Here is a 14,659-nt window from a genome sequence, read left to right as displayed (position 1 = left end):
GGAGTGGCCTCGCCACTGTGATCGGGATGCCGATCGGCCGATCCTCCGAGGTGACCATGGACGGCCAACCCGCCGAGCAGCCCGATCTCGTTGATGTTGCCTTGAACGTTGCGATCCTCGCTGACCACGCGCGGCCAGCGCTGCACCGACCTCCGAGTCACAGTTCGCACTACGGCAACTAGTTGCGATCGCTCGCCGTCCGCGACGGGCGCTCCACGAGTCGGAGCTGTCCCAGCGAGCACCCCACCCGTTGCGACCCTCGCTCGCTATTCGACGCTGGGGCCGTCGGACCGGGGCAAGCAGCGGCCCTACCGCTGCTTCATGTCTACTGATCAACACCACAGCAAGAAGTTAACGCTGAACTCGCAGCACGTCGACATCAATCAGAAACTTCTCGAACACGCTCTCGCGACACCGGATGGCAAGTCCGCACCTGCGACGTTGTCGTCGACATCATAGTCGCACCTCAGATGGGTCTACGCTTTGCGCGTTCCATATGACCCCGTCGCCGTCAAGCAACCAAGTCGGCTTCTCAGCACTTTTCGCGACAGCCTCCGCAAGACCAGCGACCATGTCGGACCATCGACATTCAAATGGGCACGCAGTCACATTCTGCATATCTGGAAGTTCCACGCCAGGGGCCGTGCCGAATGGTCCGCTACGAACCTCCCATTCCGTCCCAACCGGAACACGCTCATACAGCGTGAACAGTCGCCCCTCATGATCTGTCAATTGAACAACTCCACCACCTGCACCGTCCTCTGCAGCTATTCCGCCGAGCTTTACGAGCACAGCAGCGACACGCGCGTAGAGGCCACCGTCCAGAGCGATCAAAAAACCACCCCTCATCCGAACTCCCTAACATAATCGAGCAATTCCTTCGGCGTGCGCATGATCGGAATACCTTCCAGGGCAGCACTTCGCCACGCTGCGTTACTCATACCAGGAGCATAGCCGATCGTCAGAGTCCCCGTGCTTTGCCGCGTCCGAGTAACCTGACCAGCCAACCCCTTGGCATCACCACTTTTAACCTGAACATAAATATTCCCAAGATCAATATCGATTTCACGACTCAGGCCATTCGTCATCACTCGTTCGACATTGACGTCAACAACTCGATTCGGCAGAGCAGACTCGATCACATTAGCAACATCTGCCACGTGCGGGTCGGCCGACGCAAAAACTCGCCCCGAATTACCTGCGGGGCCGACTCGCGCCCCTTCATCTCGAAGTCCCGCTCCCGGTCCAAGACCGGCCGCAGCCACAGCACCAGCAACTTGGAGTAAGTCTTCACCGAGACGCGCGAGCCTCGAATTCATTACACATTCATCGTAGTTGTCCAGACAGTACGTGGCCGCGATGACGCGCGCGCCTTCAACGTCGTCGCGATGTTGCCGAAGATAGAGTCTCGCTTTCTCACAACCAGTCTTGCCGAAGCACAGATTATTTCCGTTTTCTCCTTCAGGACGGTTGAACCACCAGCTCGGTCCATAGCCGTCGATCACGGACGAGAACCAGAAGTCCAGATCAGCTCGATCATGAGTAGCCGGCGAGTTCTTAGCGACCCAATTCGCGCGCGGCCTTGATGCATGAACCACCCGGCGGCTGTCATCGGCGTTCTTGTGGTTGCGTCTGACACCTTCGTTGTAGCTTTTTGCTCGGTCGGCCGCGGCGGGGCTCATGGAGTTGATCGCGTCCAAGCCGATCCATGCCGGGCGGCCGTCCATCTGGATGATCAGGCCGCTGGGGTCGCTGCCGGTGATGGGGGTGTTGTTGGCGTAGCTGTAGCCGTTGATCTGCTGCGGGTCGGCGGGGTTGAGGAGGGGGTCAAGCGAGATAAAGCGACCCAGGGCCGTGTCGTAGTCGCGGGCGCCGAGGTGGGTCAGGCCGGTTGACGCATCACGGGTGCCGCCGACGAAGCCGCGTTCGCCCGGCAGACCTGCGTCGCCGCCGCGGGGGGCGCCGAATGGGGTTTGGCGTTGCTGCCTGACCGTGAGGTCGGTTGAGTTGATCGAGATCTGTGCCGTGCCTTGGTGGTCACACGACAGCCACTGGACCGTGCCGCCGGATCGCATCGCGACGGTCAGGCCGCCATGGGTGTAGTACCGGGTGGTGACGGTTTTGGCCGTGGCGTTGTCCAGCCGGACTTCTTGCATGCCCAAGTAGAGGGTCGTCCCGGTCGAGTCGCGGCGGATGAGCCGCTGGCCGTCGGCGTCGTAGAGGAACTTCGTTTTCGCCGTTCCTTCGGTGACGGTGTCGAGTTGACTCTCGAGATTCCACGCGAGGCCCTGCGCAGCAGTTGCCCCGGGCCGGTTGATCGTGTTGCCGACCTGGTCGTAGCCGTAGTCGGCGGTGGTCGGCGGGTTCGCCGAGGTGACCGAGTTCAGTTGATGCGGCTTCGGCGTGCCGGGGTCGGCGTAGTGGTAGGTACGGGTCCGGTCGCCTGTTGCGCTGTGCTGGGTGTCGCTCGTGCGGTTGCCGGATTTGTCGTAGGCGAACGACTGCCAGTACGCGGCCGGTCCGCCAAGCGTGGAGTTGGTCGGGTTGGGACCGCAGTCAGCGCTGGCCGGTGTCCACGCGTCGGTCAGCCGCTGCAGGTAGTCGTAGCGGAAGCACTGGACGTCCGCGGTGCGGTCTTGCGTGGTGTCGGCGATCGACGTGATGGAGCCGCTAGGAGTGTAGGTGTAGTGGGTGTCGGCCTGCATCGGGTGGGCGAGTTCGGCGTCGACGATGCTGCGGTTGAGCCGGCGGGTGTGGTCGTCGTAGTAGTACGACAGCCAGGCCCGTTGGCCCTCCTTGCCAAGCTGGACGCGCTGGAGTTCGCCGTACTTGGTGTAGTCGCTGGTGGTGGCGTACTCGATGTCACCGGTGGTGGCCAGCGGGTTGCCCAGGTCGTCGTAGGTGTACTGCATGCTTTCGACGTCGAGGTCGCCTGCTTTGGGAAAGCTGGCTCCGCCGAGACTTCCGTCCGGGTTGTACTGGTTGTATGTGGTGTAGGTGCCGGCGAGCTTTCCCTCGATCGCAGGGATCGTGGTCGCTTGGATGGCGGGCTGGTAAAGAGGCGAGTAGGCGACGATCTTGCTGGTATAGGCGTTGCCGTCGACCCAGCGCGTCGAGGTGGCCGGTTGGCCGATGCCCTTGACAGCGGTGTCGTAAGTCCATCCTGCGAGCTTCGGCCCGCTGGTGCTGCCCTGGAAGAGCCCCGTCTTGCGATTGAGGTCGTCGTAGCTGTAGGCGAGAGTGACGTTGCGGGCGTCGGTGCTGGTGGCCAGCCGGCCCAGGTCGTCGTAGGTGTAGGTCGATGCGCCGCGGTCGGGATCGTCGGTGTGGGCGAGCTGCCCGTGCAGGTCGTAGGTGTAGGACCAGTGGTTGCCGCTGGAGTCGGTGAGGCCGGCGAGCTTGTCCGTCGAGGTGTAGGTGTAGACGGTTTCGTCGTAGTCCCCGATGGGGGCGCTGCCGTGGTACTGGCGAACACTGCGAGTGTGTCCGCGGGCGTCGGTGATCGTGGTCGTCGGAGTGCCGCCGGCGGGCGGGGTGACGTCAACCCGGTCGCCGCCGTAGGTGGTCGTGGTGCGCCAGTCGATGCCTTCAGCTTGGTAGGCGGACGTGGTCGGGCGTTCGGCGCCGTCGAAACTGGTGAGCGTCAGGCCGGGCACCTCCGTGTCGCTGGCGACCCACAGGGAGGTGTCGACGGCTTGATCGTTGTAGTAGGGCTGGGTGGTCTTGTAGGTGCGGCCGTGCGAGTCATACCGGGTGTCGAGGAGGAGACGCCCGCCGCCGGGTGCCGGACGCTGGACCTGACGCGGACGGTAGAGGCTGTCGAGGATCGTGGTGGAGGTCGTGAAGTTGCCGTTCGGCTGGACGGCCGTGGTGCTCACCGCGCTCGATGCGTCGTTGCGGACCTGGTAGGAGAAGCGGGCGTTACCCTGCGGGTTGTCGGAGTGCAGACGGTTGGGGAGCCACACTTCGACCTTGCGTCCGAGTGCGTCGTAGGCTGTCTCGGTAATCCGGCCGTTGGGATCGGTGGCAATCTTCGCGGCACCCCACGCGGGTTCGTAGACCGTGGTGGTCTTCTGCTTGAGGGTGTTCGCCGTCTCGAGCTGGGTGACCGGGCCGCCGGAGGCCGGGGTGTAGGTGGAGGTCGCGGTGTGGCCGAGAGCGTCGGTGATTTCGAGGGCGCGCCCGTACTTGTCGCGTTTGGTCTTGACGGTGGCGCGGTAGACCGGAGTCGAGCCGTCGTAACGGTCGAGCTCCTGCGCCGACGTGACGTCACCGGTGGTCGGCGGCGCACCGTTGTCCTGCGGCGTGCCGTCTGGCTTCGTGTCGTACGAGGTCTTGACGTCGGAAATGGCATCGCGCGGGTACTGCGGCGTCTGGCCACAACCGACTGACGTGGTTTCGACTCGTGAGGGGTACTGCATCAGCCACAGCGCGGTGTTCCTCGTGTAGGTCGTGGTCGTGCACCGGTCGTCGTCGGCGACGTTGACGTCTCCGAGGTCGTCGACCTTGGCCGGCAACCCGTACTCGTCGTACTGGGTGGTCACCTTCGTCGTGCGCCATCCGCCGGCGGCGAGCGCGGTGAAGTCGCGTTCGGTACCGGCGTGGACCATGTAGGCGTTGAACGCCCCACGGGTGGCCGTGGGCCCGGTCCAGCTGGGGTCGGTGATGGTCTTGCCGACGACGGGCCCGTTCTCACCGTTCTTCGTCAAGCTTTCGAACGGGAAGCCTCGCAGCCAGTCCTCGTCAGCGTGACTGCCGCCTTCGCTGTCGGGCAAGGTGACGGCACGCGTGCCGTTGCCAGGAAGCTTGTCGCCGTTCATGCCGCGGTAGTAGCGGCTTTCGGCATAGCTGGTGGGGCCGGCCGGATCGTCGGGTTTGCCGGTGCGGACGATGACGCGGCCGAAGCCGCGGAATTCGTCCCACGTCTTCTTGTCCTCAGGCGTGAACTCGGATGTGCTGAAGTGCCACGCTGCGCCGTCGGGGTATTCGTAGTTCGTGACCTGCTCGGTGCTGGAGCTGATCCGGTCGGATTGGACGACCGACGCGACGACGTACTTGTTGAAGTAGTCGGTGCGCTCGAGGAAGTCGCGCTTGGACCAGGTCGCGGGGTAACAACGCTTGCTGTTGGTTTCCGGCTTGTCCGGAAGAGCCCCTGGTCCGCAGTCGGCCGCGGCGTAATTGATCGTGGTGACGCCACCGGATTCGGAGACGATGGCCGAGAGCCGGTAGCGGTTGAGCGGGCCGATCCCGTCCGACTGGTCGCCCTTGTCGGCCCGGTTGGCCAGCTTCTTCCCCTCGAAGGTCACGGCGGGCAACGTGATGGGAGTTCCTACGAGGCCGGTGTGGGTGATGCTCTTCAGCCACAGGGCGGCTTTTTCACCATCACCCGGATCGGGAAAGGACTGGTCGAGGGTCCAGCTGTCCACGTCGCTGTAGCCGGTCCCGGCGCGGACCTGTGTGGTGATCTTCGCCAGCCGCTTGGTCGTCCAGAACGACGGGCTGTAGTGGCCCTTGCAACTCGTGGCGTCGCAGCGGTCACCGAGGGGCACGTCGGGCCAGTTCTGCGGGTTGTCGAAGGTGCACTGGCTGCCGGGCACGCACCGGTCGGCCGTGGTGAACACGACCTTGCCGGTGGCCGGTGCGGGGTCGTTGTCCCGCAGGCCGTACTGGATCTCCTTGAGCGAGCCACCTCGGGTGTAGGCGACCGGCGTGTCTTTGACATCCTGGCCATAGGTGCCGGTCTCGACGTCGTAGGTGTAGCGGATGACGTTGCCGTGCCGGTCGACGACCTTGTCGAGGTTCCACCGGTAGCCCTGGACGCACGCGGAGTTCTCGAACTTGCCGTCCGCGGCGTGGCACGGCTCCCCGGCGTCGTCGCCGTAGACCGGTACCGTCCAGGCGGAGCCGGCAGCTGACGCCGAGCCGAAGAAGTACTGCGTGCCCTCGAGGGTGGTGATCTTCCAGTATTCACCGTCCCGTGCACCGTTTCCCGCGCCGGTGAGGTGTTCGATGCGTGCGCCGTTGTCCGTCTTCTGGCGCCACACACCCTTGGCCGTGTCGTGGATCAGCATGCCGCCGGTGCCGTTGTAGGAGGCGGTGGCGTTGTCGCTCTTCCAGCACAGGTCGCCCACCCGGGGCGGGGTGGTGCCGCCTTCCTTGTCGTCGGTGCAAGCGCCGTAGGTGCGTTCGATGAAGCCGGGGTTGAGTTCCCAGCCGTCACCGATCCAGGAGGCTTGGTTGTTGGTCGCGCTGGTTCGCCCGTCGATCTCCGCGGAGTTGTACCCGAGCGCGAGGTCGGGCACGAGGTCGCCGGGAGCCGGCGGCACACGCAGTGGATACGACCAGGTGAAGTCACCGGTCTGCTCCGAGACGTCCCAGGTCGCCGACGGCGACAACGAGGTCGCCTTGCTGGTCCCGCCGCCGTCCGGGGTGGTCGATCCGCCTGTCTGGTTGCCGGCCAGCGCATGAGCGCTGGCTTCGTCGGGTGCCCGGGGCGTCATGGTCTGCTTGGCGACCGGGGTGGACTCGGTCGTCGGCAACGGCACGCTGGGGCCGGTGGCGGCGTTTGCGATGCCGGTCGTGCTGACCATCGTGGTCACCAGGGTGCAGATGATCGCGATGGTGGCGAGCCGGGATCTCGGACGTCGGGGGGCGACCGGTCGCATGGTTCCTCCGGGGTCGGGAAGTGGGGAGTCCGGTACCGGGCTCCTGGGGTCGTGGTCGTGCGACCGATCAGCCCGGAGGTGCCGGGAACGACGGCGTGACATCGGGCAACGTGGTGAGGGTGTAGCCGAGGAGCGTGTCGACCGTGCCGCCGTAGCAGCCGGTCGAGGTGGCGGTGGCGGTGTCGACGCCGGGGAAGACGCACCGGTAGAGCGGCTGGCTGGTCATCCCCGCAGGCGGCGCGCTCCAGATCTGGCCGATGGTGCCCAGAACCGTTTTGCCGGCGCAGGTGGCGTCGAGGGACGGGTACTTGTCGAAGTTGCTGGCGCAATTCAGCAGCGGCTGGGTGCCGGGTTGCGTGGTCAGGGGCAGGTAGCCCTGGGCCACGACCGCCGTGTACCCGGGAAGTCCGCCGGACATCGTGGTCATCCGGTCCAAAGCACGGTTGTTGTCCGACTCGATCAGCGGTGCGTACGCGATGGTGTAGCCCAGCAGTGCCTCGCGAGTCCCGCCACTGCAGTCGGCCTGGAGGCTGTCGAAGTGCTCAGTTCCGGTCTTACAGCGGTAGACCGCGACAGTCGGCAGGTTGGTGGGTTGCTGGGTGAAGACCTTGCCGATGGCGCCGTTGACGGCCTTGCCCCCGCAGGCGTTGTCGGTGGAGGTGAATCCGTCGGATCTGTCCTGGCACGAGTACAGCGTCGTGGTGCTGGCGGCGTCTCCGGTGACGAGCATGCCGAGGGTGTCCTCGAAGTGGTAACCGGACACGGCCGGGGAGGTGGTGGAACCCGTGTAGTGCTCGCCCGCTCCGTTGACGTACCGGCCGAGCTGTCCCGCGGCCGCCGCCGGCCAGGTCGCGTTTCTCGCGATCACGGCCTCGGCGAGAGCGCCATAGCTGGTGGACACCTCGTCAATGGTGCCGGGGAAGAAGTCGGCTGCCACCCCGTTGATCAGGTCCCGGCCGATGCTGAGGCCACCGGTCGCAGGCCGTGGGGACATATTGGTACGGGAGCCGCCGAACTGGCCGTCGACGTACAGCCGCAGCTGACCGGCGCTCTCGTCGTAGACTCCGGTCAGGTGTGTCCAGCGGTCGACCATCGGGACTTGGAACGACGTGGCGTAGCTGAAGGGCGACGCGTCCTGATCCGCCGCCGGCGCGCCGAACGCCCAGCGGTTGAGCTCGGGCCGGTACTGCAGGACGAACCCGCTCATCCGGGCGCCGTCCTGGGCGAGAACGGTGGCGACCTTGTCGGTGCGGGACAGCTTCGCCCAGGCCGACACGGTGAAACTCGCGGTCATCGGCACCCCGACTCCAGCGGTCTTCGCCTGCCCGGTGCTGCCGTCGAACTGCAGGCCCTTCCCGCTGATGCCCTGTGTGGCGGTGACGCCGCCGCTGAGGACGGCGTCGTTGTGCCGCCACGACGAGTCGCTTCCGGTGCCGGAGTCGAAGTGCCAGTCCCCTGCCGGCGCCTCCACGACATCAGCGGTGACCCGGCGGACTTCGCCGTCGCTGAGTGCCTTGCCGAACACGCGAACGTCGTCGATCGCACCGGGGAAGAAACCGGTGTCGAACCCGTTCCACTTGCCGCGTCCGAGGGTGAACGGCCCGGTGACGCCGGGAATGGTGACCCCGACCTGAACCGTGGTGAGTGCGCCGTTGACGTAGAGCTTAACGACGTGCTGCACCGCGTCGTAGCTCATCGCAAGGTGCGTCCATTCGTTCGTGACCAGGGCGACGTTGGACACGACCGCGGTGACGGCCGGGTCGTTCTGATCGGCCTGGGGGATCACCACCGCCCATTTGTGCAGGGTGCCGTTGTACTGGACTTGGAATCCGCTGACTGCCGTGCCGTTCTGCCCGAAGACCGTGTAGTTGGCGCCGTCGGCCTTGGTCAGCACTGCCCACGCGGAGACGGAGAAGCTGCCGGCGGTGTTCACGACCGGCGTGGCGGTGACGGCGTTGCCCGTGCTGCCGTTCAGCCAAGCGCCGCCACCGCTGCGGCCCCCGGCCCATTGGTAGCCCCCGCGCAGGGTGGCATCGTGTCCTTGTCCGCTCAAGTCCTGAACCTGTGCTGCACCGACGTTCTGGTCGAAGTCCCACTTGGCGACGTCCGCGGTGGGCAGCGTCGCCGGGCTCGTGTCCAGCACCGGGTAGGAGCCGTACAAGGATTGGATGTGGTCCCTGTCCAGCGCGCCGGTGTAGAGGCGGACATCGTCGATGCTGCCGGGCCAGTACTGGGCGCTTTGGCCGGCAACCCGGCCGCGCCCGAGCACAGCGCCTCCCGTGGACTGCCAGGTCGACAGGAGCGTGCCGTCGCCGACCCGCTTGCCGTCCACGTACAGCCAGGTCTTGTGCGACTGCTTGTCGTACACCCCGGTCAGGAACGTCCAGGTGTTGATCTCGGCGGGCAGGGTGGACACGGCCGCCTTGGTCACGACCGCGCTGTCGCTGTCCGATTCGGCCATCTCGAACACCCACTTGCCGCAGGCGTTCTCGTCACCGACCCCGTCGAAGCAGTAGGCGTTCATTTCGTCCGCGACGTGTCCGAGACGGAACTTGCTCGTGCGGTTCCCGTCGACGCTGACCGCGGTGAACTTCGACACCACATCGCTCTTGCGGTCGAGGTAGACCCACGCGGACACGGTGAAACTGTCGTCGGTTCGCAGGTCTACGCCGGTCGTGCTGACGGCGCCCGTGGTGCCGTCGAACTTCACGGCGTTCCCGACCCGGCCCGGCACCAGCTGTGCGCCGGCGCTGAGGGTGCCGGCGCGAGCGCCGATCGAGTCCGCAGTATTGGTGCCGCTGGATTCGTCGAGCTGCCAGTCGTGCACCAGGGCGAGGTCGCGGCCGGCCATGGCGCGGATCTCGTCGGTGAACAGGGGACGGCTGTAGACCTTGACGTCGTCCACCGCGCCGACGAGCTGGTTGGCCCAGGTACCGGCCCACTTCGCGTGGCCGATATCGAACTCGCCGGTGGCGTTCCACGGCGTGCTCATCGTCCCGGTCGCCGAAAGCGTGCCATTGACGAACAGCTGCATCTCCCCCGTGGCCGCGTTGTAGGTGGCAGCGAGGTGGGTCCAGACGCCGGTCTGGACCGGTTGCGCCGAACGTACCCGCGGCGTGGAGACCGGCGAGTCGGCGTCACTGCCGTTCATGCCGAACGCCCACCGGTCGTCGGTGGATCCGCTGTAGCCGAGGGTGAACGCGGACGTGCGACTGCCGTTCTGGCTGGCCACCGCGCCCCAGTCCGCGGTCTTGCTGCCCAGCTTGACCCACGCGGCCACGGAGAAGCTCTTCCCGGTGTCGACGGCCGGGGCGGCGCCGACCGAGCCGATGGAGCCGTTGAAGCTCGCCGCGAGGTCGCCGGGATCGGGGTTGTTGGTCTGGCCCGGCGCCCAGTCGAGCCGTCCGGTCAGGCTGCCGTGTTTGCCGTTGCCGGAGCTGTCCTGGGCGTTGCCGTCGAGCTTCCAGTTCGCGGCGGTGACGTTGCTCTGGGCGACGATGCCTTGGATCTCGTTGGCGGCGAGAGGACGGGTGTACACGCGGACCTCGTCGAGGTTGCCGGCCCAGAAGCCGGTCGCCGCGCCGTACTGGCCACGGCCGAGCACGAAGGGGCCGTTGGCTGCCCACGGGGTCTGGGGAGCGGCTGCGGTACCGGCTTGGGTGCCGTTCACGTACAGAGTGAGGGCTTTGGCTGTGCCGTCGTAGACGCCGGTGAGGTGCGTCCACACGCCGACCTGGACGGTGTTGACCGCCGACCGGGCCTCGGCCGGTGTTCCGCCCGTGGCGTCGGCCGGGTTCATGCCGAAGACCCAGGAGCCGTTGGCCTGTTTCAGGTGGAATGCGCTGACGGCCGTTCCGTCCTGGGTGACGGCGGCCATGTCCGCGACTTTCGTCGGCTTGACCCAGGCGGCGACGGTGAAGCTCTGATCCGTGCGCGAGACGGGACCGGTGGTGGCCGCGTATCCGCGCGTACCGTCGAAGGTGACCGCGCCGTTGACCGCGCCGGCCCGGGTGAACGTTGCGCCCGGCTGCAGGACGGCCATCTCTCCGCTGGCGGTGGCGTTGCGAGCAGTCGTGCCGTCGGTTTCGTCGAGGTTCCAGTACCCGCTGGTGACGTTGTCGCGAGTGACGATTGACTTGACCTCCGCGTCCGTCAGCGCGCGGTCGTAGGCGCGGACCTCGTCCGCCGCACCTGGCAGGTAACCGCTGCCGAGGGCCCGGCCGATGGCGAACTCGCGGGCTGCCGCCCATGGCGTCGTCCACGGCTGAGTACCGGCAAGGGCCCCGTTGACGTACAACCGGATCTGCCCGGCGGCGGAGTCGTACACGCCGGCCAAGTGCGTCCAAGCCCCGATCTGTGGCCGTTCGGCCGAGAACACTGTGGCCGTCGAAGCTGAGGCGCTATCGGCGGAACGGAGCGTGAAGGCCCATTTGTCGTTGCCGCTGCCCGAGTAGCCGAGGGTGGCCATCGCTGCGACCGTGCCGTTCTGGCTCAGCAAGGGCGCCCATCCGCTGGTCTTCTGGGCGAGATTGACCCAGCCCGCGAAGCTGAAACTCGGCACGGTACCGGCCGAGGCTGGGGCGGTGACGTAGTCGTCGACGCCGTCGAGCCGGATCGCGGAACCGATAGCCCCCGGCAAATACGTGGGGTCACCGTGCAGTGTCGCGTCGCGGAACCCCAGCGTCGCGGTGTCCTTGGTGTTCCCGTCGAGCGACCACTGGGCGAGCGGACCGTTTCCCGCTCGCACGTAGAAGTGGTACACCCGGCTCGGGCTGCGGTGCCCGGCGCGGTCGACGCTCTGCACGAACAGGTCGCGGGGGCCGTCGCCGGGCGGCGTCAGTTTCACCGCAGCCTTACCCCCGAGGGCGTCGGCGTCGACCGAGGTCGACGGCGGGTCGTTCCAGCCGTAGAGGAAGTGATCGACGTCGGTGACGCCGTTGGCGCCGAAGGTGAATGTGTCCGGTACGCCCACGCCGCCGTGCCACAGGTTGTCTTCGCGGTACAGCGGGGCCGACACCTCAGGTGGCTTGTCGACACCGACCTGGTCGACGATGAACGGGCCCGGCCCATTACGCCAATCGCCGCCGTCTTGGCCGTCGCTGCCCCACACCGTCCAGGTGATCCGCTGATCGTTGCGGCTGCGCAAATCCACGTCGGTGCTGAAGTACGCTCCCGATGCCTGGTACGGTCCCGCGTCGCGGTGATCGCTGGGTCCGCCGTAGATGTCCCAGATCGGGCGGACCTGGTCGTTGGCGTCCGGGTCCGACAGCCGGGACAGCAGCCGGATCGAATTGTCCCCTACGTACGGAACGCCACCACACCAGTGGCACGGTGCCGGCAGCGGCGGGTCCGTCTTCATCTCGTACGGCGGGTTCGGGCGCGTGTTGTACCAGACTCGCAGCACAGTGCTAGGAACGTCGAAGCGACGCCACGCATTCACGTCGGTTTCGCTCTGTGCCCGCATGAAGTACGTTGACACGCCGCCCGGGTTGATGTTCTCGGTGCCGATCGAGAACCGGACGCTCTGGTAGCCCCCACAGCTGTCGCCACCGCCGACGCCGGCGTCCGATACCCAGTGCCCCGTCGGCATGTTGCTCCAGCTGGTGTCCCAGCCAAGGCCCCAGTCCGCGTAATAGATCTGGTGGGTGTAGGTGGTACAGGCTGGGCCGTGCACCACCGTGGTGTCGAAGGCCAACCCCGTGATCGCTCGGCCGGCCAGGAAGCTCGTGTCGAACTGAAAATACGTCCGGGCCACACCGATGCCGTTGCAATCCGAGCCATAGCACTTACCGGACTTCGCCCAGGCATCGGCGTCATTCGTGCCGTTCACATAGGAATCCCCGGAGTGACCCGAGAACACCTTTGCCCACATCGTCTGGTGCCACCCGTTCATGTCCGGGTCCACCACGACGGGGAATCGGGTAGCCGGATCGGTGAGCATCGCCGTGTCGGGCTTCAGTTGCAGCGTCGCACCGTCCACCGCGACCCCGACAGCGGCCGAAGCCACCTGCGGGCCCCGGGCATCCCACATCGTCGCCGAAGGCGAAACGAACACCGGCTTGCCCGCGCCGTCGTCCACGCGGAGCCGTCCCGCGGGATCCGTCTCGACACGCACACCTTCCGTCTTGAGCGTGAAGGCGATCGCCCGCAGCGCGGGGTTCCTCGCCGCCGTCGAGTTCCGCACCACCAGGTGCTGTTCGTAGCCGTCGACCTGTGCCCGCATCACCAGGTCCACACCGGGCAGCACGTCGTGGTAGGTGGCAGTACCGTCCTTGAGCGACGGCTTCGGCAGCCGGCCCGGCCAGGACAGGCTGAGCCTTTTACCGTCCCGCGCGAACTGGACCAGCGGCGCGTTGCCGCCACCAGAAAAGGCGAGATCAGCAACCGTCGCCTTCGGACGGATGCCCCCGTCCCTCGACGGGGTGAGCGTGGGATCGACGGGAACCCACTTGTCGCCACGCCGCACCCGCGTCGGGACGGCGGACAGCTCGGCGCCGAGGAGCCCGTTCGGCTCGGCCAGCACCCGCTTGGTCTCGGTGGTCAGATTCGCGACCTCGACGGGCGTCCCTTGCCGCCGTGCGGCCGCGAACGCCGCGGCTTCATCAGGCGCCGAAGCGACCGGCACCGGGGCCGGACCGGCGGGCTCGCTGCCGGTCACCACCGCCAGCACACCGGCCAGTACGACGACGATCAGGAAAATTGCGCGCAGCGTCAAGGCGCGCGCCAATACCTGACGCACCATGGTGGAAGGCCCCCTCGATCCGGTCGACGCGCGTCCCCCGACGCCACGCAACCACAACGTAAGGAGAACCATTCACGATCACCAGGGCTTGGCAAAGCCGCCATCCGAGTGATCAACCACCGAGCGAACGGGCAGCGGCTTCAGAGCCTTCCGGTGAGCAGCTTGGCCACGGCCGGGTACATCCGCATGTTGTGCCCCGCCGCAGCGTTCGTCAACATGAGCTCGGCCAGCAGCGTTCCATTCTCGGTGCTTTTCGCGGTGGCTATGCGAACAGTGTTCGAGTCATCGCAGTACACGGCAGTGTCACCGGCTTCCGGCAAGGGGTGGACCTCGGTCGCCGCGCAGCGGGTCACTGTCCGCTGCACCGCGCCTGCCGGCGTTTGCTGTTCGCGGAACCGGGTGACCGTCAGAGTGCCGGCCTCCGCTTGATCGGTTTTGCGGCGGTACACGCACTGGTAGACCGAACCGTCCCCATCAGCGGTCGGCGCCCGTTCCTCCGTCACGTACCACCCGGCTGCCGACCTGTCGGTGAGAGCCGCCCGCAGGTGCGCTGCATCGAAGAGTGAACACACCGCGACCCGCGGCCCGGCAACCTGCGGCGGCTCCGCCGAGCAACTGACCGTTGCCAACGCGCACCCCAGTACAACGCCCCATGCCCGCCCTCGCACCCGCGCACCCTAGCACCCAGCATCTTCTCGCCCATGTCGTGCGCGCGATGTCGCCGATCGCCGTCGGCTGGCCGTCGTGCCGAGGTCGAATACCCAGAAGCAACAGAGCGGCCACTCGAACGAGAACCACACCCGCGCCAGGAACCACGAGACTCACGGTGTCCCTCCGCTGCTCAACGAGACCGACAGCCAATCACGACGAATCGCATGGGTTCACCAAGTACCTTCTGTACGCCCACCGAGAACCACACAGGCTCACTGCAGCCGTAGCCTGCAGCGCGCTCGCCGGCCAAGCCGGTCCCCATCCGACGCGGTGACTACTGCCCGCGCACCCATGTGCGTCGGCGATAGGCGAGCCAGCCGGACCCGACGGCCAGCACGGCGAGTGCAGCGGCACCGACCCCGGCATAGCCGCGCAGCCGTTCGCAGCGCCGCAGAGCGTTGAAAGAGTCCGAGCTCATCCAGGCAGCCGACGCGGTCGAAGCCTCGCCGCCGGGTTCCTCAACGTGCTGAGCTCATCCGACCGCACGAGAGCGTTCCCGCATGTGGGCGTGGCGCCCGGGTGCGCCCCAGCGGTGCTGAGG

The 14,659-nt window shown here is 66.6% G+C and carries 4 protein-coding genes; all 4 read right to left on the bottom strand.

The annotated features are described in order from the left end of the window. Window positions 1-845: 845 nt before the first annotated feature. On the bottom strand, window positions 846-6,590 hold the full coding sequence (locus AB0J55_RS43460) for an RHS repeat-associated core domain-containing protein (protein ID WP_364263301.1): 5,745 nt from the start codon (window positions 6,588-6,590) through the stop codon (window positions 846-848). A 142-nt stretch (window positions 6,591-6,732) separates the two neighbouring features. Next, the gene (locus AB0J55_RS43455; RefSeq protein ID WP_364263233.1) at window positions 6,733-13,407 is read right to left on the bottom strand and encodes a LamG domain-containing protein; all 6,675 of its coding nucleotides are present in this window, start codon (window positions 13,405-13,407) and stop codon (window positions 6,733-6,735) included. 140 nt (window positions 13,408-13,547) lie between these two features. Continuing rightward, entirely contained in the window at window positions 13,548-13,910 is a 363-nt protein-coding gene (locus AB0J55_RS43450; protein WP_364263230.1) for a hypothetical protein, read from the bottom strand. 482 nt (window positions 13,911-14,392) lie between these two features. Continuing rightward, window positions 14,393-14,536 (bottom strand): hypothetical protein, encoded by a 144-nt coding sequence (locus AB0J55_RS43445; RefSeq protein WP_364263227.1) that lies wholly within the window; start codon window positions 14,534-14,536, stop codon window positions 14,393-14,395. Window positions 14,537-14,659: the final 123 nt, after the last annotated feature.

It is taken from the genome of Amycolatopsis sp. NPDC049688 (assembly GCF_040674975.1).
In the GTDB taxonomy this organism is placed as follows: domain Bacteria; phylum Actinomycetota; class Actinomycetes; order Mycobacteriales; family Pseudonocardiaceae; genus Amycolatopsis.
This window is presented reverse-complemented; position numbering and strand designations above follow the sequence as displayed.

Bases quoted from the DNA above. Each gene is read 5' to 3' on its own strand.
- AB0J55_RS43445 (WP_364263227.1), bottom strand. From the start codon at position 14,536: ATGAGCTCGGACTCTTTCAACGCTCTGCGGCGCTGCGAACGGCTGCGC.
- AB0J55_RS43455 (WP_364263233.1), bottom strand. From the start codon at position 13,407: ATGGTGCGTCAGGTATTGGCGCGCGCCTTGACGCTGCGCGCAATTTTC.
- AB0J55_RS43460 (WP_364263301.1), bottom strand. From the start codon at position 6,590: ATGGTCAGCACGACCGGCATCGCAAACGCCGCCACCGGCCCCAGCGTG.